Origin of the sequence: Dyella sp. KRB-257 (assembly GCF_049445995.1) — a bacterium.
Classification (GTDB): Bacteria; Pseudomonadota; Gammaproteobacteria; order Xanthomonadales; family Rhodanobacteraceae; genus Dyella_A.
This window is the reverse complement of the sequence record NZ_JBMSDZ010000017.1, coordinates 1-22017: the sequence shown is the minus strand read 5'-3', so window position 1 is coordinate 22017 and position 22017 is coordinate 1. Positions and strand designations below refer to the sequence as shown.

Here is a 22017-nt window from a genome sequence, read left to right as displayed (position 1 = left end):
CCGGCGCCGGTGGGCGGCCATGATAACCGAGCGCTCCGGCTCCCCCACTTGAGCCGGCGCAAACGGAAGCGGCCCGGTTTCCGTCAGGAGAACCGGGCCGCGGATGTCGCCAATCGCGTTGCATCAAAGCAGGGTGAATCAGTGTCGTCGCTGCATCTTTGCGTCCCAGATGCGCTGCAGGCGATCCTTGGCGTAGAGCTTCTCGCGTTTCATGACCGAGAGCCTGGCCTCGGGGATCGGGAGTACGCCGATATCGGCGTCGTGCACTTTGCTGTCGAGTTCGCGGTGACGCTGGTACAGGTGGCGGAACTCCGCATCGGCCTTCAGCAATGCCTCGACATCATCACGCTGCTGGTTTTCGAACATGAGCGACCTCCTCGCAGGGCAAGCGGGCGCGTGACCGGTGCGCCCGTGGCGGTGTGACGCGTGCGCGTCATCCCCACGCCGACGGGGATCGGCGCGGGAACGGCGGGAGTTCGGGAGGATGTGCGCATGCGTCAGGTCAGTGATCCACGCCGCGCAGATGCCGCGTGGATGACCGACGCTACTCCGGCCAGCCGGGCCTCGCAAGCACAGCCCATGGCACGCCTGATGCAATCAACACGCCGGACAAAAGCCTGTCGGAACAGTCATGTACCCGACCCGGACCGGCACGGGACACGGACGGTCCGGGCTCCCGGCGGGAGCCCGGAACTCCTCAGGGCTTGCCCTTCCCGGCGGGCTTGGTGGCGGGCTTGGCGGCCGGTTCCTGGGCGCCCCCTTCCTGCATCTGCGCGCGCAGCGCGCGGGCGGCCTGGGCGGCCAGCGCCGCTTCGCGCCTGGCCGCGCTGGCCACCCGGCTCTGCGCCGCGGCCAGCTTGCGGGCGCGTTCGGCCTCGGCCCTGGCCTGCTCCGCCGCCTGGTTGGCTTCCAGCCCCTGCTGCTGCAGACGGGCGGCCTCCTCCTGCGCCAGCTGGTACTGCAGGCGCTGGCGCTCCAGCTCCAGCCGGGCCGCCTCGGCATCGCGGCGAGCCGATTCGAGCATGATCTGGTCGTGCTCGCGATCGAGCTGGGCCAGCTTGGCCTGTGCGTCCTGCAACTGCGCCGCGACGCGGGCCAGGTCGACGCGTCGCTCGGCCAGGTACAGCGCGTGCGGCCGCTCCCTGGAACCCGCCTGCGCGAGCCGGGCCAGCGCGTCGCGGGCGCGCGCCTGTTCGGCCTGTGCGTAGTGGCCCAGCACCGGATCGCTGGCCAGCTGGTCGAGGCTGCCGCTGAGCCGGCTCACGTCGATATCCTGATCGGCCGCCAGGCCGACGCTGCTGCCCAGGGCGAACACCGCGCCGGCGAACAGGATCGTCCATCGCTTCATGGCTGCTCTCCCTGGTGCCTGTCGGCGGGAGCCGCGCCGCCCTGCGGCACGGTCTGGAAGCCGCCGTCACCCGGCGGGGGCGCCGCCAGCACCGACGAGGCGGGCGCGGGCATGTCGCCCACGGGAGCGGCCGGCGGCAGCGTGGTGGGCATCGACACGCGCGCGCGCGACAGCTCCGGATGCGCCTGCTCCATGCGCTCGCGCAGACGGCGGTTTTCGTCCACCTTGGCGTGGATTCTGGCGCGGGCCGCGCCCAGACGCGCCTTGGTCAGCGCCAGCTCGGCATCGGCTTGCGCCTCGTCGGCGAGATCGGCCGCGTCCGCGTACTTGCGGCTGGCCATGGCCGCCTGCGCCTGCTGGAACTTGTTCTGCGCAAAACCCAGGTCCACCGGCGCATAATCCGCCGCATCGGCGTCGCGCGCGGCCTGCAACTGGATCTGCGCCATGGTCATGGCGCCATCGGGCGGGGGAACGCTGGCACAGCCACCCAGTGCCAGCAGCGCGCACAAGGTCAAGCCCTGCATGCTCCTGCCGATACGTCCGGGGCGTGCGGCAGGCCGGGAAAAGCTGTGCACCATCACTCAGTACCTCGTAGTGTTGCGGCGTATTGTCGGTGGGCATAATCGCCCAATGCAATGTAGTTGAATTCAGGGGACTTCAGGTGGATATCGGTTACTTCCTCAAGCTGATGGTGGACAAGGGCGCGTCGGACATGTTCCTGACCACCGGTGCCCCGGTGAACATCAAGGTGGAGGGCAAGCTCTATCCGCTCGGCAACACCGGCCTGCCGGGCGGCATGGTCAAGAAGATCGCCTATTCGCTCATGGACGAGGGCCAGGTGCCGCAGTTCGAGCGCAACCTCGAACTGAACATGGCGCTGGCGGTGAAGGAGGCCGGGCGCTTCCGCATCAACGTGTTCAAGCAGCGCGGCGAAGTGGGCATGGTGATCCGCGCGATCAAGAGCGACATTCCCAGCATCGAGCAGTTGCAGCTGCCAAGCATCTTCCGCGACCTGATCATGGAGCAGCGCGGGCTGATCCTGGTGGTGGGCGCGACCGGCTCGGGCAAGTCGACCACGCTGGCGGCGATGATCGACCACCGCAACGCCCACTCGCCCGGCCACATCCTCACCATCGAGGATCCGATCGAGTTCCTGCACCGGCACAAGAAGTCGATCGTCAACCAGCGCGAAGTGGGGCTCGATACCCACAGCTATCACGAGGCGCTGAAGAACGCGATGCGCGAGGCGCCGGACGTGATCATGATCGGCGAGATCCGCGACACCGACACGATGGAGGCGGCGATCTCCTTCTCCGAGACCGGCCACCTGTGCCTGGCCACCCTGCACTCCAACAATGCCGACCAGACGCTGGAGCGCATCCTCAACTTCTTCCCCGAGTCGGCGCACAAGAACGTGCTGATGAACCTGGCGCTCAATCTGCGCGCGGTGATCAGCCAGCGTCTGGTGACCGGCAAGGACGGGCGCCGTCTGCCGGCGACCGAGGTGCTGCTGAACACCCCGCTGATCCGCGACATGATCCGCCGCGGCCAGATCCACGAGGTGAAGGAAGCGATGGACCGCAGCCTGCAGGAAGGCATGCGCACGTTCGACCAGTCGCTGTACCGGCTCTACCGCGACGGCCGCATCGAGCTGGAAGAGGCACTGGCCAAGGCCGATTCGCGCGACGGCCTGGCGCTGAAGATCCGCCTCTCCGAAGGCGGCGGCGCCAGCGCCGACAACGAGCTGGCCGGCAACGATCCGTACGGCATGGGCTTCTGATTCGACATGGGCTTCTGATTCGTTGCTCACTGTGGGCGGGGCTTCAGCCGACTCTCTGCAGGGGCCACAGCCTGCCCTCTGTGGGAGGGGCTTCAGCCCAGCAGCGGATTGTCGAAGGTCACCGGCTCGGCCCACGCCTCGGCGAACACGCCGGCCAGGCGCGCGGTGAAGGCCGGATCGGGGGCGTCGTTCGACCACAGGCCGAAGATGCCGCCGGGCTTGAGGTAGCGTGCCAGCGCGCGCAGGCCGTCGGGGCGATAGAAGCTGCTGCTGCGCGCATCCAGCAGCGCGTCGGGCGAGTGGTCGATGTCGAGCAGGATGGCGTCGAAGCGCCGGCCCGGCTGCTGCGGATCGAAGCCTTCGGCGGAGGCCGCCATGGCGAAGAAGTCGCCCTGCACGAAGCGGCAGCGCGCATCGCCGGTGAGCTCCGGGCCGAGCGGCAGCAGGCCGTCGCGATGCCAGGCGATCACCGGCACCAGGTACTCGACCACCGCCAGCGCGCGCACCCGCGCGTCCTCCAGCGCCGCACGCGCCGTGTAGCCCAGGCCCAGCCCGCCCACCACCACGTCCAGAGCGTCGCCCTGCAACGCCGCCAGGCCCAGCCGCGCCAGCGCTTCCTCCGAGGCGGTGAACAGGCTGGACATCAGGAACTCGTCGCCCAGCTTCACCTCGTACACCACGCGCTTGACGGTGAGCTCCATGCGACGGCGCAGGCTCACCGGCCCGATCGGCGTGGGGCAGTAGTCGAGCTCTTCGAACAACAAGGGATCCATCGGGCGCATTCCGGTGTGGGGCAAGCGTGCAAGGCTACCAGCGGCGCGAGCCGGGCCCATCGGTGACCGAAACCGGCGCTGACTTCAGGCGCTGACGGCGAGGCTCGCGTGCCGGCATGGTTGGCCCATCATGCGTGAAGCGAATCGGCATCCACCGTCATGCTGACCAGCGCGCCCGGGTGCTCTGACTACATCTGCTCCATCGGCAGCACCCGTCGGCGGGTGCGTTCGCGCAGCGAGCATTCGCGCAGGGTGTCGGCCATCGCTTCCAGCCCGGGGATGCCGTAGAGGTTGACCACCGGCATCTCGTCGTCGGACGAATGCAGCGTGACGCGGCACAGGCCAAGCAGGCGCATGCCCAGCGGCTTGAGAATGTCGAAGTGATCGATGCGGAACAGCTCCACGTTGTCCTGCGCCTTGGAGAACAGCCCGCGCTCCACGCGCACGCGCTGGGTGGTGATGGTGAAGGTGAGGCTCAGGCTGCGCAGCCAATACACCAGCAGGGCCAGACCCAGCGTGAGCACCACCACCACGTACTGGCCGAAGGTGTAGATCACCTTCGGATGACCGGCGAACAGCGTCTGCTCCACGCTGGCCTCGTGGGCCGACGCGTAGGCCTCGATGTCGGTGCCGCAAAAGCGGCATTTGCGGGCGGCGGCCTGGATCAGCTCGGCGCAGGCGGGGCAGCGCTTCATCTCGTCGGTCATGGGTGGCATCCGTTCGGCAGGTCAGGGGCTGCGGCGATGGTAGAGGATCGGGCCTTGCGCCGGCCTGACCGGGCGTCGAGTTCGGCCCGGCCGCCACGGCGGCATCACTTCACCCCGGCCCCGGGGCCGCGCGCGCTGCTGGCCGCGGCCTGCACGCTCCTGAGCCAGCGCAGCGCGCGGCGGATCAGCGCGCCGACGGGGTCCGGCGTCCAGACGAAGGTGGCCACGCTTTGTGCGGGCAACTGGTACTGGAACCCGGTGGTGCCCTCGGCCACGGTGAGGGTGCGCGCATCCGCGTGGCTGTTCACCACCACCAGCACCAGCGACTCGTCACCGGGGTTGCGGAAGGCCACGTTGTTGACGCCCTTCTCCGTTTCGCTTGAGCCCAGCCGCCGTGCACCGGGCAGCACGAAGCGGCTGAAGTGCGCGAACGCGTAGTACTCGTCGTTGCGGCTCACCTCGCCGGTGCGCGAGTCGATGGTGACCAAGCCCTTGCACAGGTCGCAACCCCCGCTGTGCGGGCCGTGCTGCTCGTCCAGCGCCACGTTCCAGTACACCACCCCGCGCGCCCAGTTGCGCACGCCGGCCAGCAGCAGATCGCGCGCAAACCACAGCAGCTCGCCGTTGCGCGCCGAGGCCCAGTCGCCGCCTGAGCACTCGGTGATGTAGGTGTCCTTGCCGGGGTAGGCGCGATGCACGTCCGACTGCGCCGACGGCGTGCCCGCATAGCAATGCCAGGCCACGCCGGCCACGTAGCGCGATGCGTCCGGATCGGCCAGCACGTCCAGCGGCTGGGAGGGGTCGTCCCAGTTGTGGTCCCACTCCAGGATGCGCGTCCTGGGCGCACGCCTGGCCAGCGCCGGCCCGAGGTATTGCCCGATCAGGCGTGCGCGCGTGGCCGCCGGCACCACCATGCCCGGGTAGGTGGCCGGCTCGTACGCCGGCTCGTTCTGCACGGTAAGCGCGAAGATGGGGATGCCGTAGCTGCGAAAGGCCTCCACGTACTTCACCAGGTAGTCCGCGAACGCGCTCTCGAACGGCTCCAGCAGCCCGCCCTGGATCAGGCTGCCGCTGCTCTTCATCCACGCCGGCGCGCTCCACGGCGAGGCGATCACCTGCAGCTGCGGATTGATCGCCAGCGCCTCGCGCACAGTGGGAATCACGTCGGCCACGTCGGGCGCCACGTTGAAGTGCTCCAGCGCCGGGTCGGTCTGCCCGACGGGCATGTCGTCCAGCGTGTACGGCTGCAGCGAAAAATCCGACGCGCCGATGGTCACCCGCGTCATGCTCAGGTTGAGCCCCGGCGGCGGGCCGAACAGCTCGCGCAGCAGCGCCGTGCGCTGGGTCTCGCTCATCCTGTTGCGGATCAGCCACGCCGAGGAGTCGGTGATCGCGGCGCCGAAACCCACCATGGCCTGATAGGTGGCGCGCGTATCGATCACCACGCCCTTGGGCAGCGTGTCGCGCGGGCTCATCGCGATGTCCGGCTGGCGCGCCAGCCGCAGGCGGCGATCGGCCGTGCTCACCCACACCTCCACCGAGGGCAGCACCGGCGGCTCGACGCGCGGGGTCTGCTGCGGGATCACCTGGCGCGGCTGCTCGATGCGCGAGGCAAACAGCGAAGCCAGCGTGAACAAGGCGATGACCGCAAACGAGCCGATCGCCAGCCCGCCGCGCATATCCCAGTGCCCACCTTCATGCCGCCCGTCGACCTTGTGCTCAACCATGGCGCACAAACGGCCTTTCGCACTCGATGCAGTTCACTCGCGCCATGCTCACGATCACGACATTCCCCCGCCTGCGGCAAGCAGGCCCGTGAAGAGTGCAGTGAAACGCGGGGCGCGTCGAGGCCGACCAAAGGCGGGAAAGTGTGATCTGGAGCGGGATTCCGGATCGCCCCGGGCGCTCGCCGCATCGCGATTTCCGGCGCAACGGAGAACCGGGGAGCGCCGCGCCGCGCGGGCCCGCCAGCAACGGCGCGAAGGACGCCGCGACCATCAAATCATGCGCAAGCCGCACGCTCAGCGCGCCGATTCCACCGCACTCTCCGCCGCTTTCAGCGCGACTTCCTTGATCTTCAGCACGCGCGCCTGCTCGGCCTTCCTGAGCCCCTCGCGCGCCTCCTTGATCACTGCATGAGCCAGGTTCTGGCTGGTGTGATGCCGCTTCGCGTCGATCGCCGCATCCAGCCGCAGCTGCGCCGTCTGGATCGCCTTGTCGACGCGGTAGAGCGGATCGTGCGGGTGGGTGGCCAGCGGTGGGGTGTAGGTTTTCATCGGGCGATTCGTGGGGATCAGGACGGCACGATAGCTCAATCCGCTGCTGTCGCCGGGCACGTCCGCATCGTGGTGACATCGAACCCATCACCACGCGCGGGAGGCGGCCACACGAGTTCCGGGCTCACTTTCTTGCTAGTGAACCCCGTTCGGCTCGTTCGGTTAAAATCTGCAGGAAGTCGATGGCCGAGCCGCAGGCTCAGGCTCGAACGGGACGCCGATGCACGGCATGGCCGGTGGGTCAGACACCCTCACGCGTCGATGGCGGCCTACAGGTTCACGCCAGCTTTCTTCGAGAACAGATCGGTTTCAGGCAAGCCCATGGATATCGGCCAGCTCTTGCGCCGCCAATCGGAACGACGCCCGCAGCACCCTGCACTCATCCATCAGGACCGGGTCGTGGATTTCCGCGAACTGGACCGGCGCGTCGAATCGGTACGCCGACAACTGCTCGAACGGGGCATACGCCAGGGCACGCCGGTGGGCATCATCCTGCCCAACTGCCTCGAGTTTGCCTACCTGTATCTGGCGCTGATGCGCATGGGCGCCATCGCGGCGCCCATGGACGTGCGGCTGGGGGCGCCGGAGCTGAGCGACCTGCTGGCGCACTGCGCGATTCGCCATGCCTTCGCCGCCGCGGATTTTGTCCATGCCCAGTCGCTGCCCGCGTCCGTGCAGTTGATCCCGACGAGCGCGCTCGTGCTCGACCAGCCGCCACCGGACGCGCCGCCGGCGCCGATCGATCCCCAGGCCACCGCCCTGTACCTGCACACCTCCGGCACGACCGGCCTGCCCAAGGTGGTCGAGCTCAGTTTTGCCAATCTGGACTGCTTCCCGCAGGCGATGACGATGCTGGGCACCGGGGCGGACGAGGTGCTCGCCATGGTGCTGCCGATGAGCCATATCTCCGGTCCGATCCTGCTCAACGAGATGCTCGACAAGGGCTCCTCGCTGGTCATCATCGACCGTCTGAGCGGCGCGCACCTGCTCGAGGCCATCGAGCGCTACCGCATCAGCTTCATCCATGCGGTGCCACCGATCTTCCAGATGATGCTGGCGGCCGAACCGGAGACCTACGACCTGTCCAGCCTGCGGGTGGCGGCGATGATGGGCACCTCGGTGCCGCTGGCCGTCATGCAGGCGTTCAAGGCCCGGCTGCCGCACGTCAAGGTGCTGCAGGGCTACGGGCTGACCGAGACCTCGCCGCTGCTGACCCTGACGCCGCCGGCGCAGGCCGATGGCCACCTGGACAGCATCGGTCGGGCCGTGCCGATGGGGGAAGTGTTCATCGCCGATGGGCAAGGCCGGCCGCTGCGCCCGGGGCAGGTCGGCGAGATCGTCGCGCGCGGGCCGATGGTGATGAAGGGGTATCTCAACAACCCCCAGGCGACGGCAGCGCGTATTCACAACGGGCTGCTGCATACCGGCGATGCCGGCAAGCAGGACGCCGATGGCTTCTTCTATCACTTGGGTCGGCTCGACGATCAGATCGTGACCGGCCGGGGGCTCAACGTCTATCCGGCCGAGGTGGAGAACGCGCTGCTGCTGCATCCGGCCGTGATGGACGCCGCGGTGGTCGGCATTCAGGACGCCGCCGAGCAGGGGCAGATCGTCGTCGCCTACGTGATCGCGCGCGATCCGGTCCCGAGCGTCACCGAACTGCGCCGGCACTGCCTGAAGCATCTGGCCGCCTATGAGGTACCCAAGCGCTTCGTCTTCGTCAGCGAATTGCCGCGCAACGCCACCGGCAAGGTGGTGCGGGAACGCCTGCGGCAAACCGGATGAACGGCTCCCCTGAAGCATCCACGCGGCGGCTGCCCTGGCTTGGCATGCGAGGCCTGATGCTGCTGGCCGCGCACCTGCCGGAGCGGGTCAGACCGGCGGCGGCGCGACGGCTGGGCGGGGTGCTGGTCCGTTTGCCGCTGGCGCGCCGACGTATCGCACTCGACAATCTGGCGATCGCTTTTCCGCATCTGGATGAACCCGCACGCCGGCGCATCCTCGAAACCAGCCTGGGCTACTGGATGCAGACCACGCTCGAACTGGCCGCCTGTGCCGAGCGGGTCATCTCCGCCGGGCAGTTGCTCCGTCGGGTCGAGATCCAGGGGCTCGCCCATCTGGAGCAGGCGCTCGCCCAGGGCCACGGCGTGATTGCGATGACCGCGCATTTCGGCAATTTCCCCTGGATCGCGCTGGCGCTGGCCGCGCGCGGCTATCCGGTGGCGGCGGTCTACAAGGAGGCCAACGACTTCGTCCCCGATTTCTTCGGCCGCATCATGCAGGACTATGGCGTGACGCCCATCCGCGTCATCGGCCGGAAACGCGCAGGTCTGGCACGCCCCATTCTGGGCGCCCTGCGCGAAGGCCGCATCGTGTTGATGCACATGGATCAGAGCACGCCCAACGGCCTGCCGGTGCCGTTCTTCGGCCGATCGGCATGGACGCCCAGCGGGCCGGTGGTGCTGGCACGGCGCAGCGGTGCAACCATCCTGCCCATGTTCATGCATCACCAGGGCGGCGGGCACCGGCTGGCGATCCAGGCGCCGTATCCGCTCGGCCAGCAGGCGGACGGTGCGCTGCAGGAGGACCTGCAGCGCCTCAGCGCCGTGATCGAGCAGGCCGTGCGCGCCGAGCCGCAGGAATGGTATTGGGTGCATCGGCGTTGGAAACGACCATCGCGAGCTGACGCGAAAGCCTGATCGCGTCGATGGATCCGAGAGCACCCTCCCCGCCGCTCGGTCGGCGCGTCCGTGGCCGCGCGGCTTGGCCCTCCCCCTGTTTCCACTCTGTTTCTGCCCGGCCAGTCGCCGGGACACTTCCCCCGGATACCGGGGAAGCTCTTTCCTGCCAGCATCGAATCTCAGTGAGAAAGGTTGCTCGCCAAGCGCAGGATCGGCTCTGGACAAGGCTTGCAGAGCACCATCGCACGGGTCAGTCGTGGCAGCGGCTCGCGCAGTCGAAACCGACGATTGAAGCGGTAGGCTGCATATGAGGCTATCCGCACTTGGAATACCCACAATTCAAGCAAGTCTGACACCCATCCATCAGCACCAGCGCCTGGGTGTTGCACTTGGCGCAGAGCGTGGCGCCGGGCGGGAAGCCGGAGGCGGCGGGTTCGGTCGGCTGGGCGGCGGTGTCGCGCACAGAGCCTACCCTCGACTCGATCGGGGGGTGCGCTCCTACGCTGGCCCGCTCGTAGGCGGCACGCTTCTCGGCGATCAGCTTGCGCGTCGACTCGTCCATCTCCGGATCGTGGATGAGGCCGATGTTCTTCATGTGCTGCTCGATCACCGCGCCGATCTCGGCGACGATGCTGGGCATGTAGACGCCGCCGGACTTGAAGTAGCCACCGCGCGGGTCGAACACGGCCTTCATCTCCTCGGCCAGGAAGGTGACGTCGCCGCCCTTGCGGAACACGGCGGAGATGATGCGGGTGAGCGCCACGATCCACTGGAAGTGGTCCATGTTCTTCGAGTTGATGAAGATCTCGAAGGGGCGGCGCTGCTCGTGCGGGGTGCCGGCGTTGAGCACGATGTCGTTGATGGTGACGTAGAGCGCGTGCTCGAACAGCGGCGACTTGATCTTGAAGGTGGAGCCGACGAGGGTCTCGGGGCGCTCCACGCTCTCGTGCATCTGGATGACTTCGGCCTGCTTGGGCTCGGGCTTGGCGGCCTTGGGCGCAGCGGCGGGGGCGGCGGCCGGCGCGGCCTTGTCTTCGGGCTTGACGACGGCGTAGCCCTTGATTTTCTTTTCGATCTTGATCGCCATGGTGTGCGCTTCTTCTTTGGATGGTTGGCGGATAAGTCGGCGCGCGGCGCTGGTGGATGCTTTACGCCCTGCCCTTCAAGACGCTGGATTCCGGCGTTCGCCGGAATGACGACTTGGGGGTAGCGGGATGGGATGGACGAAGCCCATCAAGCGATCCCTGGAGAAAAAACAGCCGGCCCGGCGAGCCGGGCCGGCTGCGTTGACGACTTACTTCTTGCGGGCGGCCTTCTTGGCGGCGGGCTTCTTGGCCTTCGCCACCTTCACGCTCGCCTTCTTGCTGGCAGTGGACCTCTTGGCTGCCTTGGGGGCGGCCTTTTTCACGGCGGCCTTCTTGGCCGTCTTCTTGGGAGCGGCTTTCTTCGCCGTCTTCTTGCTGCTGGCTTTCTTCACGGCCTTCTTGGCGGCGGCCTTTTTCGGCGCGGCCTTCTTGGCGACTTTCCTGGTGGCGGCTTTCTTCACCGCTTTCTTGGCGATCTTCTTGGCCGCGGCTTTCTTCACGGCCTTCCTGGCCGTTTTCTTGGCGGCGGCCTTCTTCGGGGCGGCCTTCCTGGCGGCGGCTTTCTTCACCGCTTTCTTGGCGGTCTTCTTGGCAGCGGCTTTCTTCGGGGCGGCCTTCCTGGCTGCAGCCTTTTTGGGAGCGGCCTTCTTGGCCGCCGCCTTCTTCGGAGCAGCCTTCCTGGCTGCTGCCTTCCTGGCGGGCTTCTTCCTGGCCGGGGCCTGCTTCGGCACGGCGCTCACGACCGGCGCAGCCGGCTGGGACGCGGGTGCCGCATCAGCGGCCGGTGCTACGTCGTTTTTCACTTCGGTATCGATGGACATGCTGGGGTTCCCCTCCGACTGTTATTGGTGCCTGCCGTACGCCCGCGACGGAGACCGCCGCGGGCAAGACTAGAACTCTCTGTTGCCGGCCCTCTTTCGAGAACTCAGAACTTGCCGTAATAGCCTTCCTTCAGCGCATCGAAGAGGTTGGCGGCGGTATGCATTTCACCGTCGTATTCCACCTGCTCGTTGCCCTTCAGTTCGACAACGCTACCGTCTTCCAATTCGAAGCGGTAGAGGGTGTTCTCAAGGTCGGCTTCCTTCACCAGCACGCCCTGGAACGCGGCGGGGTTGAAGCGGAACGTGGTGCAGCCCTTGAGGCCCTGTTTGTACGCGTAGAAGTAGATGTCCTTGAAGTCTTCGTAGGGGTAGTCGGTGGGCACGTTGGCGGTCTTGGAAATGGACGAGTCGATCCATTTCTGCGAGGCGGCCTGGATGTCCACGTGCTCCTTGGGGCTGATGTCGTCGGCGGAGACGAAGTACTCCGGCAGCCTGGCGTCGGGCTCGGTGCTGAAGGGCATGGCCTTGCCGTTGATCAGCTCGCGGTAGGCGAGCAGCTCGTAGCTGTACACCTCCACCTTTTCCTTGGACTTCTTGCCCTCACGGATCACGTTGCGCGAGTAGTGGTGGGCAAAGCTGGGCTCGATGCCGTTGGAGGCATTGTTGGCCAGCGACAGCGAGATCGTGCCGGTGGGCGCGATCGAGGAGTGATGGGTGAAGCGCGCGCCGGTTTCGGCCAGCTCGTTCACCAGATCGGGCGCCACGGTGGCGATGCGCTGCATGTAGCGGCTGTACCTGGCGTGCAGCACGCGGCCGGGGATGGTGTCGCCGACCTTGTAGCCGTCGGCCGCCATTTCCGGGCGCTTGCGCAGCATCTCGCCGGTGACGGTGAAGTCCCGGGCGAGGATCGGGGCCGGGCCCTTTTCCCTGGCCAGCTCCAGCGCCACTTCCCAGCCGGCCACGGCCATCTCGCGCGAGACGTCCTCGGTGAAGCTGACCGCATCGGCCGAGCCGTAGCGCATCTTGAGCATGGTGAGCGTGCTCCCCAGGCCCAGGAAGCCCATGCCGTGGCGGCGCTTGCTCATGATCTCGTCGCGCTGCTGCGGCAGCGGCAGGCCGTTGATCTCCACCACGTTGTCGAGCATGCGGGTGAACACCTTCACCACTTCGCGGTACTCGTCCCAGTCGAAGCGGGCCTTGGGGCCGAACGGATCGCGCACGAAGGTGGTGAGGTTGATCGAGCCGAGCAGGCACGAGCCGTACGGCGGCAGCGGCTGCTCGCCGCAGTTGTGTGCGTGCAAGCCGTTGCCGTCGAAGGTGTTGATGCCGGGCACCTGCACGTCGTAGACGTCCTCCACGCCGTCGGCGTGGAGCGAGGCGACGGTGGCGACGAAGCGCGCGCGGTTGGGCGTGCGCTTGTAGCCGGACAGCGCCGCTTTCAGCCGTACGGCCTTGTCGGTGTCGGCAAAGCCGACCAGCTCGGCGAAGCGCGCCAGCGACTCGCCGGCGATAACCAGCTCGTGCTGGGCCTGGGTGGCGTAGGCCTGCGTGCCGCCGCGGCCGTCCGGCAGCGTGCTTTCGCCGGCGACGCGACGATCGCGGTAGATCCGCGACGGCATGCCCAGGCGCAGCAGCATGCGCTGCACCGCTTCCAGTCTCGGTAGGTCCGACTGCGCCAGGCGCACGGACACGCCCTTGGCCTGGCTGCCCTGCACCGAACCGTCGGCGTCGAAGAAACCACGCAGGAAGCCGCGGTAGGCATCGCTGGAGGCACGCTCCAGCGCCGGGGTGATCGCCTTGTCGCCCACGCGCATGCCCAGCTCGAAGGCCAGGTCGCGCAGCGCGGCGGACTTCAGCCGGAACTCGCCACGCCCGGCCACTTCGGACCAGCCGGCGAAATCGGCGCGGTGCGGCAGGGTCTGGGCGCAACGCAGCGCTTCGTCCATCAGCGCGGTGGCGCCATCGGCCGAACCGTTGACGGCCGCGGCCTGTGGCCACACCGACAGCACGGCGGCCTCGCTCTTCAGCGTGCCGTCGCCGACCAGCAGGCCGAGCAGATAGCCCTGCTCTTCAGTCAGCGCACCAGCCCAGGACGCATTGCGGCGATGATCGTTCATCAGCACGCGGTCGCCCGGCTGCAGCGCGCCGGCGGCGCACCATTCGGTTTCCACGTTCCAGCGCGTCATGCGCGCGACACGGCGCACGCGGTGGTCGCTGGTCAGGCGCAGGCGATAGCCCTCTTCGGTCTGCAGCGCCAGCACGGGTTTGGTCGCCGTGCGGAAAAACCCTTCTGCGCCGGTGGCGTGGTCCTTGCCGTCCACGCGCGCCATGAAGCCGGCGCCGAGCAGGTCGGCGACCTGGCGCGGACCTTCGGACGTCTGCACCCAGGTGTCCCCGGTAACGCACGGGTTGGTGGCGCGGATGTGCTCGCACCACCAGTTGTTGTTCATCTCGTTGACCTTGTCGACCAGGATGAACCCGGGCTCCGCGTAGTCGTACGTGGAGACCATGATCATGTCCCACAGGTGACGGGCGCGGATGGTGCCGTAGATCTTGCAGGCGACCAGTCCGTCCTCGCGGGCGATGTAGTTGTCGTGGGTGGGCCACTCGCGCCACACCACCTTGCCGGGGTCGTCGAGGTCGAGCTCGCCCTGCTCCTTGACGTGGATGGGGAACACCATCGGCCAGTCCTGGTCGTGCTCGACCGCTTCCATGAAGCCGTCGGTGATCAGCAGGCTGAGGTTGAACTGGCGCAGGCGGCCATCCTCGCGCTTGGCGCGGATGAACTCCTTGGCGTCCGGGTGGGAAATGTCGAACGTGCCCATCTGCGCGCCGCGGCGACCGCCGGCGGAGGACACGGTGAAGCACATCTTGTCGTAGATGTCCATGAACGACAGCGGGCCGGAGGTGTACGCGCCGGCGCCGGACACGTACGCGCCACGCGGACGCAGCGTGGAAAACTCGTAGCCGATGCCGCAATTGTGGATGACCAGCAGCCCCGCGTTGCCCGCCAGGTAATTGTTGTGCTTCGCGACGGTGAAGTCGTAGAAGGTTTCCGGCAAATCGAGGCCATGCTCGATCGACTCGACCGGACGCAGGCAGCGTGCGAAGTCGATCAGCGGCTGCAGCGCCGGGAAGCGTTGCGCCCAGCGATCGAGCCAGACACGGCTGACCCGCGGCGCGACGTGGTAGCCGTGATAGAAGCCGAGCCGCTGGCGCTCGTCGTGCCCCAGCGTGCCGGCCAGTTCGGTCAATGCATTGGAGAGATCGCGCGGCAGCACGTAACGGTCGTACTGACCGGATTGGCTGGCATGCTCCGCGATGCGCCCGCGCTTGCCGCTGTCGGCCATGTAGCGCGCGACGACGGCGAGAAACGCCGAGTCGGAGATCTTCAGCGTGGCGCCGCCGCTGTCACGAATGTCGCAGCCGTTGTACTGATGGCTGCGCGGTTTGCGCCGGGTCAGGCTGGCGTGCACACCGAACAGGCCGAGCAGCGCCTTCAGCTCGCCGGCAAAGTCGGCATTCTGGGCGGCGATGATGGCGCTGCCGTGCTCGCGGCTGACGGTGCCGTCGGTGTCGATCAGGCCGGCCAGGAACGGCAGGAAATGCCGCTCCGGATGCTGCGCGATCCAGGCGGGGACACGCAGATGGGCGGTTTTCGCCCCGATCTGGTGATCGATCAATTCGGCGGCACGGCTGGCCGCAAAACTCGACACGGTGTAATCCCACACCGATGTACCGTTCAGCGTGCTGGTGGCGACCACCTGCGCGCGGCTGGCGCAGAATCCGGCGAAGAACGCCGCGTAACGTTCGACCACCTCGCGCTCGGCCGCGCGGATCTTGAACACCAGGCGACGGCCCAGCAGCTGCGCACGCTGCTGCCAGGCGCTGCGGCTCGGGCGGTAGGCATGATGCTTTTCGTAGGCGCTGCCGTCGCCCAGATGCGCGCCGGCGAACCACGCCTCGAGCATGCTGGCGTCGTCCGCCTGCCAGGCGAAGCTGTGCTGCACCAGCGCATCGCTGGCGACGACCTCGTCGGCACGCACGTAGCGCTGGGCGTTGTCGCGATACACCAGCACCGGATGGCGCACCGAGGTGGTCAGCGCCACCCCGTTCGCATGGATCCGGATGTTGTCCGCGCGCGCCACGTGCGTGGTCAGATGCTGTTCGATCGTCTGCATCTCGAACCGGCGTGCATCGCGGTCGTAGCTGAGAATTCGGGCATGGCGCTCGGCCACCGCCTGATCGGCGGTGACCAGGCCGCGATCGGTGACCACCCAGGTGCCGGGCGCAACGCACCCCGCCTTCAGCGTGAGGCCGGCCTCGTGCACCTTCTCCAGGATGTCGTCCATGGAGTCGCGGATGGTGCCGGACACGGTGCAGTTGATGGTGGAGGTGGCGGGCTTGTGCTCCAGCGCGCCGGCGTTGGAGGTGATGCGGCCGGCGGGAATCGCACCGCGGCGCAGCGCCCACAGGAAACGCTCGTTCCAGTGCTCGCGCAGCCCGGGAGTGGCTTCCACGTCGGACAGCGCGCGCGCCACGCGGCGGTAGGTACCGTCCACGCTGTCGTCGACCGGTTCGCCGGCCTTGTTCTTCAAGCGGTATTTCTTGTCCCAGATGTCATGGGACGCCGGCTGCAGGGGAATCTGCACGGCATCACGACCCACTGCTGGCGCGCGAGCGGTACTCATTGATTTGCTGACCTCCGGGTGCCGCCTCACGGCGGCACGTAGTTGTATTCGACCAGATCGTTCGCAACGACTCGCCGGCTCCGTGCCCGGGCTCTGTGGCCCGTCTTGCGGGATCGCTTGCTGCGACGGCCTCCTCCTTCGAGAAACAACCATCACCACACCAGCTCTAGGGTAAAACCCAGGCACGCGCACACAAGATATTGTGGTTGCGGACGGAGGGAGACCGTACCGCCGGGCGCCCGGGTTGTAAAGAAATTTTTGTACGTTCCGACGCCGTCGCGATGGTGCGCCGCGGGCAGGCCGCGACAGCCCGCGGCAGCCGCCCGCGCCACGACTGGAAATCGCCTGCGACACGCCGCACACCGCGCATCCGGAACCCACGCGCAGTCGCTTTGTAGGAACGCACCCTGTGCGCGAACGCCCCCGGAACCCGCGCGCACGCGCGCAGTCGAACAGCGGTTCGCGGCGCCCGCCATGGACGCCGCCCATGCATCGTCACCATGAGGAGGAATCGATGAAGCACCGGATTCGTCGCATCACGCGCACGCTCGCCCTGTGCAGCGCGCTCGCGCTCGGCACCTTGCCGCTGGCCAGCCGCGCCGCGCTGCCACCGGTGGTGGATGGACAGCCGCTGCCCTCGCTGGCACCGATGCTGCACAAGGTGACTCCGGCGGTGGTGAACATCTCCACCAGGACGCGCGTGCCGGTGCGCGATCCGTATTTCGACGATCCGCTGTTCCGCCAGTTCTTCGGCCTGCCCGACGTGCCGCGCGAGCGCACCGAGCAGAGCCTGGGCTCGGGCGTGATCGTGGATGCGGCCAAGGGCTACATCCTTACCAACAACCACGTGGTGGGTGGCGCCGACGACATCACCGTGACGCTGCAGGACGGGCGCAATTTCAAGGGCACGCTGATCGGCGCCGATCCGGACACCGACGTAGCGGTGGTGCAGATCCACGCCAGCGGGCTGCAGGCGCTGCCGATGGCCGATTCGTCGCAACTGCAGGTGGGCGACTTCGTGGTGGCAGTGGGCGACCCGTTCGGGCTGGGCCAGACGGTGACCTCGGGCATCGTCTCGGCGCTGGGTCGCTCGGGCCTGGGCGGCACCAACTACCAGAATTTCATCCAGACCGACGCCTCGATCAACCCGGGCAACTCCGGCGGCGCGCTGGTGAACCTGCGCGGCGAACTGGTGGGCATCAACTCGATGATCTTCTCGCCCTCGGGCGCCAGCGCCGGCATCGGCTTCGCCATTCCCAGCAACCTCTCCGGCGAGGTGATGAAGCAGCTGATCGCCCACGGCAAGGTGCAGCGCGGCAGCCTGGGCGTGCAGACGCAGGACATCACTCCACGCATCGCCCGGCTGCTCGGCGTGCGCGGCACCGAGGGCGCGGTGGTGACGCGGGTGAGCGAGGGCTCGCCGGCCGCCGCGGCTGGCATCGAGCCGGGCGACGTGCTCACCACGCTCAATGGCAAACCGCTGCACGACAGCGACGAGCTGCGCAACAGCGAGGGCCTGCTGCCGCTGGGCAGCAAGGTGACGCTGGGCCTGCTGCGCGACGGCAGGATGCGTCAGGTGTACGCCACGCTGGCGGCGGAAAAGCTGGCCACGGTGGAGGGCGCGCAGCTCGACCCGCGCCTGACCGGCGTGCGCTTCAGCGAGTTGAGCCAGAGCGAGCGAGCGCAGGGCCTGGCCGGCGTGCGCGTCACCCGCGTGCAGCCCGGCAGCATTGCCGCACGCGCGGGGTTGCAGCAGGGCGACGTGGTGATCGGCATCGGCAACCGCCGCATCACCAGCGTGCGCGGGCTGCAGGCGCTGGCCGGGGTGCGTCCGCGTCAGTTGGCGCTGGCGATCGCCGACGACGACGGCATGCACTACGTGCTGATGAATTGAGAGGCCGCGTGCCGCGCGGGCTAACGACGGGCGCACAGGCGGACAGTGAAGCGGCGCACAGGTGCGCCGCTTCCTTAACACCAGCCCGCGCGCGTGCTTGATGTTTGGGGGGCGGACCGATGAAATAGCCCTCTTTCCGCCTTGCGCCGGCCTGCAAGGTGCCGCGTCGCGCCCTGTCGTCGCCCCAAGCACGTCGTCCGAGGTAGTCCGTCATCATGTCCGTCCGTCCAGTCCGCCTGCTGCCCATCGCCCTGATCGGCGCCTGCCTCGTCGCCGCCTCGCCCGCCATTGCCAAGACGCACGGTCGCAGCGGCCAGTCCGCGCAGGGCCGCAGCGCCTCAACGCTCACCTGGCGCGGCGACGTGACCGTGGCGCACGGCGTGGTGACCGACGTGGCGCAGGCATGGCAGCGCGCCGGCCACGGCCGCATCGAACTGCAGACCTTCAACACCGCCTCGGGCCTGGACGCGGTGCGCACCGGCACGGCGGACCTCGCCGGCGCGGCGCGCGGCGCCAGCGGCAGCCCGCAGGAGGCCGGCCTCACCTTCACGCCGGTGGCGTGGGACGGGCTGGTGATGGTGACCCACCCGTCCAACCCGGTGAGCAGCCTCACGCTCCCGCAGCTGCACGACATCTACTACGGCAGGATCACCAACTGGAGCCAGGTCGGCGGCCGCAATGAACCGATCGACCTGTACGCGGTGGCCAGCCCCGCCGACGGCGTGGAGTTCAGCCTGCGCAAGCTGCTGTTCGGCCGCGGCACCCAGCCGGTGGCCGCGCCGCGCCTGTACGTCAACACCAGCAAGCTGCAGGAGGGCATCACCCTCGATCCGAAGGGACTGGGCGCCACCACGCTCTCCAACGTGGTCGGCAACCCGAAGATGAAGATGATCCGCATCAACGGCGTGGCCCCGTCCACCAGCACCGTGGCCAACGGCAGCTATCCGCTGTTCACCCAGCTCTACCTGATCACCAACTCCAGCAGCCCGAAGGCTGCGCAGGCGCAGGCCTTCGTCGACTTCGTCAACTCCGACGCGGCCGAGGCGGTGATCCGCCGCCACGGCCTGGTGCCCTACCGGGACGGCGCCACGCTGGCCTCGATGGACGCCTCGCGCCGCGCGCGCATCCTCGCCGAAGTGGGCGCTCGTCCGGTGCCCTCGACGCCTGCCACGACGCCGATCTCCGCGCCGGGCGCCACCTACGCCTCGCAGGTGGCGCGCGCGCCGACGTCCGAGCGCACCCTGGCCGCGCGTCAGGCGCTGGACGCGCGCCGTGCCAGGGAAGCCGAAGCCAGGGCGGCAGCGGCCGCCGCCGCGGCGCGCCCGAGCCTGGCCAGGGTCAGTGGCGAGGCCACCACCGTGGAGACCTCTGCCGACGGCCGCTTCGCCAAGGTCAGCAGCACCGCCTACGGCACGACGCCGAAGGGCGCCAGGTCGTACAAGGTGAGCCGCGGCGACACGCTGTCGTCGATCGCGCGCAAGCACGCGGTGGACGTGGCCGACCTGCGCCGCTGGAACCACCTGCGCAGCGACAGCGTGAAGCCCGGCCAGGTGCTGGTCGTCGGTCCGCGCTGATCGCCGTGGGCGGAATCATCCGCGCGCTCACGCTGGATCTGGATGATACGCTGTGGCCGGTGTGGCCGGCGCTGGAACGCGCCGACCACGATGTGGACGCCTGGCTGCGCGAACACCATCCGGCCGTGGCCGCGGCGTGGCCGATCCCCGCCATGCGTGAACTGCGCGCCCGCATCGCCGCCGAGCGGCTGGACCTGGCGCACGACTTCACCGCCCAGCGCCACCTCACCATGCGCTACGCGTTCGCCGCCTGCGGCCTGGACGAGGCGCCGGTGGAGGCGCTGTGGGAGGTGTACTTCAACGCGCGCAACCGGGTGGACCTGTACGAAGACAGCTTGCCCGCGCTGCGCCGCATCGCCGCGCGCTGGCCGGTGGCCAGCCTCACCAACGGCAACGCCGACCTGGAGCGCGTGGGCATCGCGGCGCACTTCCGCCACCACGTGAGCGCGCGCGAGGTGGGCGCATCGAAACCGCAGCCGGCGATCTTCCACGCCGCGGTGGAACGCCTCGGCGTGGCCGCGCACGAGGTGCTGCATGTGGGCGACGATCCCGCGCTCGACGTGGCCGGCGCACGCGACGCCGGCCTGCGCACCGCCTGGATCAACCGCCGCGGCGAGCCCTGGCCGGCGGAGCTCGGCGCCCCGCCCGAGCTGGACCTGCCGGACATGGCCGCGCTCGCCGACTGGCTCGACGCGCAGCATCCGGCGTAGTCAGCGATTGGCGAAAGCGCGCATCATGTCGTGCTGTCCGGCCGGTCTCTTGCGAACGCCCCGCACTCCCCCGATGTCGGACGACACGCATTCACGCCAGCGCGCCGTGCAGCGGCGCGACGCCAAGGAGCCTTCATGTCCGCCCTGATCGAACGCAAGAGCGGCGACCGCCGCAGCATTCCCGTCGAAGCCGTCACGGCCGCCAGCCTGTCCGCCGCGCGCAGGCGGCTCACTGCGGCGCAGAGGCGCTGGCTGGACGAATGCGCGTTCACCGCCGCGCCGGGCACGCATGCCCTGCTCGCCGATGAAAAAGGCAAGCTGGTGCGCGTGCTGGCCAGCGTGGACGGCGGCGATGCGCTGGGCGCGCTGGCCGGCCTGCCCGGCACGCTGCCGGTGGGCAGCTACCATCTCGCCGACGAGGGCGTGGCGCTGGATGCGCAGCACGCGGCGCTGGGCTGGGCGCTGGGCGCCTACCAGTTCACCCGCTACCGCAAGCCGCGGCGCGCGCCGGCCACGCTGGCCGTGCCGGCGGCCGACCTCAAGGTGCTGGCGCCGCTGGTGGATGCCACCGCGCTGGTGCGCGACCTGGTCAATACGCCCACCGAGGACATGGGCCCGGAGCAGTTGGGCGACGCCATCGCCAAGCTCGGCAAGACGCACAAGGCGAAGGTGCGCGACTGGGTCGGCGACGAGCTGCTCAAGCACAACTTCCCCACCATCCACGCGGTGGGCCGCGCCAGTCATCGCGCGCCGCGGCTGATCGAACTGAGCTGGGGCAGGAGCGACGATCCGAAGCTGGTGATCGTCGGCAAGGGTGTGTGCTTCGACACCGGCGGGCTGGACCTCAAGCCCTCCGACGGCATGCGCTGGATGAAGAAGGACATGGGCGGCGCCGCGCACGCCATCGCCCTGGCCTCGCTGGTGATGCAGGCGAGGCTGCCGGTGCGGCTCACCCTGCTGGTGCCGGCGGTGGAGAACGCAGTGAGCGGCAACGCGATGCGCCCGGGCGAGGTGATCACCACCCGCGCCGGCCTCACCGTGGAAGTGGACAACACCGATGCCGAGGGCCGGCTGATCCTGTGCGACGCGCTGGCCTACGCCAGCGAGGGCAAGCCCGACCTGATCGTCGACTTCGCCACCCTCACCGGCGCCGCGCGCGTGGCGCTGGGCCCGGACCTGCCGGCGCTGTTCAGCAACCGCGAGGAGTTGGCCGACGCCGTGCTGGCCGCCGGCAAGCGCACCGCCGACCCGCTGTGGCAACTGCCGCTGTGGCGGCCATACCGCAAAATGCTTGACTCCTACCTGGCCGACATGGCCAACGCCGGCGCCTCGCGCCACGCCGGGGCGATCACCGCCGCGCTGTACCTGGAGCGCTTCGTGCCCGAGTCGCAGGCATGGATGCACCTGGACACCTACGCCTGGAACGACACCAACCGCCCGGGCCACCCGCGCGGCGGCGAAGCGATGGGGCTGCGCGCGTTCTTCGCGTTTCTCGCGGCGCGTTACGGCAAGTAGCGCGACTGGCCTGCCGGGACTTCGGCGCGGACGGCCTGAGAGGCTGAGAAAAAATCGCCCGCCTACTGCGACCGTCGCCAAACGCCCGTGCCGGCGGCGCGCTGGGCGCAAATCCGGGTCATTTGGTTCACCAAACTCCCCGGATTTGCGCCCAACGCACCT

General features: G+C 68.6%; 17 protein-coding genes and 1 pseudogene. 7 read left to right on the top strand and 11 right to left on the bottom strand.

The features are described 5' to 3' along the window. Positions 1–138: 138 nt before the first annotated feature. From ACO2Q2_RS12985 to ACO2Q2_RS12975, 3 genes are all read right to left on the bottom strand, one after another. Entirely contained in the window at positions 139–366 is a 228-nt protein-coding gene (locus ACO2Q2_RS12985) for a YdcH family protein (protein ID WP_423256203.1), read from the bottom strand. 331 nt (positions 367–697) lie between these two features. Next, positions 698–1348: a hypothetical protein gene (locus tag ACO2Q2_RS12980; protein ID WP_423256202.1), complete on the bottom strand. Its 651-nt coding sequence runs from the start codon at positions 1346–1348 to the stop codon at positions 698–700. Then, complete coding sequence (locus ACO2Q2_RS12975; RefSeq protein ID WP_423256201.1) at positions 1345–1800, bottom strand: DUF4398 domain-containing protein; 456 nt, start codon at positions 1798–1800, stop codon at positions 1345–1347. Before ACO2Q2_RS12975 ends, ACO2Q2_RS12980 begins: the two co-directional genes overlap by 4 nt. Positions 1801–2009: 209 nt before the next feature. Here ACO2Q2_RS12975 and ACO2Q2_RS12970 point away from each other — a divergent pair, with 209 nt between their 5' ends. Next, complete coding sequence (locus ACO2Q2_RS12970) at positions 2010–3128, top strand: PilT/PilU family type 4a pilus ATPase (RefSeq protein ID WP_423256200.1); 1119 nt, start codon at positions 2010–2012, stop codon at positions 3126–3128. A 92-nt stretch (positions 3129–3220) separates the two neighbouring features. On the opposite strand, the gene ACO2Q2_RS12965 is transcribed toward ACO2Q2_RS12970, so the two are convergent. The 4 genes from ACO2Q2_RS12965 to ACO2Q2_RS12950 form a co-directional block, all read right to left on the bottom strand. Beyond that, on the bottom strand, positions 3221–3901 hold the full coding sequence (locus tag ACO2Q2_RS12965; RefSeq protein ID WP_423256199.1) for a hypothetical protein: 681 nt from the start codon (positions 3899–3901) through the stop codon (positions 3221–3223). 188 nt (positions 3902–4089) lie between these two features. Next, on the bottom strand, positions 4090–4608 hold the full coding sequence (locus ACO2Q2_RS12960) for a PH domain-containing protein (protein WP_423256198.1): 519 nt from the start codon (positions 4606–4608) through the stop codon (positions 4090–4092). A gap of 104 nt (positions 4609–4712) precedes the next feature. Beyond that, the gene (locus ACO2Q2_RS12955; protein ID WP_423256197.1) at positions 4713–6335 is read right to left on the bottom strand and encodes a glycoside hydrolase family 30 protein; all 1623 of its coding nucleotides are present in this window, start codon (positions 6333–6335) and stop codon (positions 4713–4715) included. A gap of 294 nt (positions 6336–6629) precedes the next feature. After that, entirely contained in the window at positions 6630–6884 is a 255-nt protein-coding gene (locus tag ACO2Q2_RS12950) for a hypothetical protein (RefSeq protein ID WP_423256196.1), read from the bottom strand. Between the two features lie 138 nt (positions 6885–7022). Here ACO2Q2_RS12950 and ACO2Q2_RS12945 point away from each other — a divergent pair, with 138 nt between their 5' ends. Beyond that, positions 7023–8669 (top strand): class I adenylate-forming enzyme family protein, encoded by a 1647-nt coding sequence (locus ACO2Q2_RS12945; protein ID WP_423256256.1) that lies wholly within the window; start codon positions 7023–7025, stop codon positions 8667–8669. Further along, positions 8666–9583, top strand: coding sequence for a lysophospholipid acyltransferase family protein (locus ACO2Q2_RS12940; RefSeq protein WP_423256195.1), 918 nt, complete (start codon positions 8666–8668; stop codon positions 9581–9583). The genes ACO2Q2_RS12945 and ACO2Q2_RS12940 overlap by 4 nt, the downstream gene beginning before the upstream one ends. Positions 9584–9744: 161 nt before the next feature. On the opposite strand, the pseudogene ACO2Q2_RS12935 reads toward ACO2Q2_RS12940, so the two are convergent. The 4 genes and pseudogenes from ACO2Q2_RS12935 to ACO2Q2_RS12920 all read right to left on the bottom strand — a co-directional run. Next, positions 9745–9885 (bottom strand): annotated as a pseudogene (locus ACO2Q2_RS12935) (IS1595 family transposase); the annotation flags it as partial. Then, the gene (locus ACO2Q2_RS12930) at positions 9879–10652 is read right to left on the bottom strand and encodes an NrdJb (RefSeq protein ID WP_423256194.1); all 774 of its coding nucleotides are present in this window, start codon (positions 10650–10652) and stop codon (positions 9879–9881) included. The pseudogene ACO2Q2_RS12935 and the gene ACO2Q2_RS12930, both read right to left, overlap by 7 nt. Before the next feature lie 207 nt (positions 10653–10859). Continuing rightward, positions 10860–11471 (bottom strand): hypothetical protein, encoded by a 612-nt coding sequence (locus ACO2Q2_RS12925; protein ID WP_423256193.1) that lies wholly within the window; start codon positions 11469–11471, stop codon positions 10860–10862. Positions 11472–11575: 104 nt separating this feature from the next. Continuing rightward, the gene (locus ACO2Q2_RS12920; protein ID WP_423256192.1) at positions 11576–16162 is read right to left on the bottom strand and encodes an LAGLIDADG family homing endonuclease; all 4587 of its coding nucleotides are present in this window, start codon (positions 16160–16162) and stop codon (positions 11576–11578) included. 514 nt (positions 16163–16676) lie between these two features. Here ACO2Q2_RS12920 and ACO2Q2_RS12915 point away from each other — a divergent pair. From ACO2Q2_RS12915 to ACO2Q2_RS12900, 4 genes are all read left to right on the top strand, one after another. Beyond that, entirely contained in the window at positions 16677–18056 is a 1380-nt protein-coding gene (locus ACO2Q2_RS12915) for a DegQ family serine endoprotease (protein ID WP_423256255.1), read from the top strand. A 215-nt stretch (positions 18057–18271) separates the two neighbouring features. After that, complete coding sequence (locus ACO2Q2_RS12910; protein ID WP_423256191.1) at positions 18272–19630, top strand: substrate-binding domain-containing protein; 1359 nt, start codon at positions 18272–18274, stop codon at positions 19628–19630. A 5-nt stretch (positions 19631–19635) separates the two neighbouring features. Further along, a complete protein-coding gene (locus tag ACO2Q2_RS12905; RefSeq protein ID WP_423256190.1) occupies positions 19636–20340 on the top strand; it encodes an HAD family hydrolase in 705 nt (234 codons plus the stop codon). A 135-nt stretch (positions 20341–20475) separates the two neighbouring features. Next, positions 20476–21855 carry a leucyl aminopeptidase family protein gene (locus ACO2Q2_RS12900; protein WP_423256189.1) on the top strand — a complete coding sequence of 460 codons (1380 nt, stop codon included), beginning with the start codon at positions 20476–20478 and terminating at the stop codon, positions 21853–21855. The last annotated feature ends 162 nt before the right edge of the window (positions 21856–22017 follow it).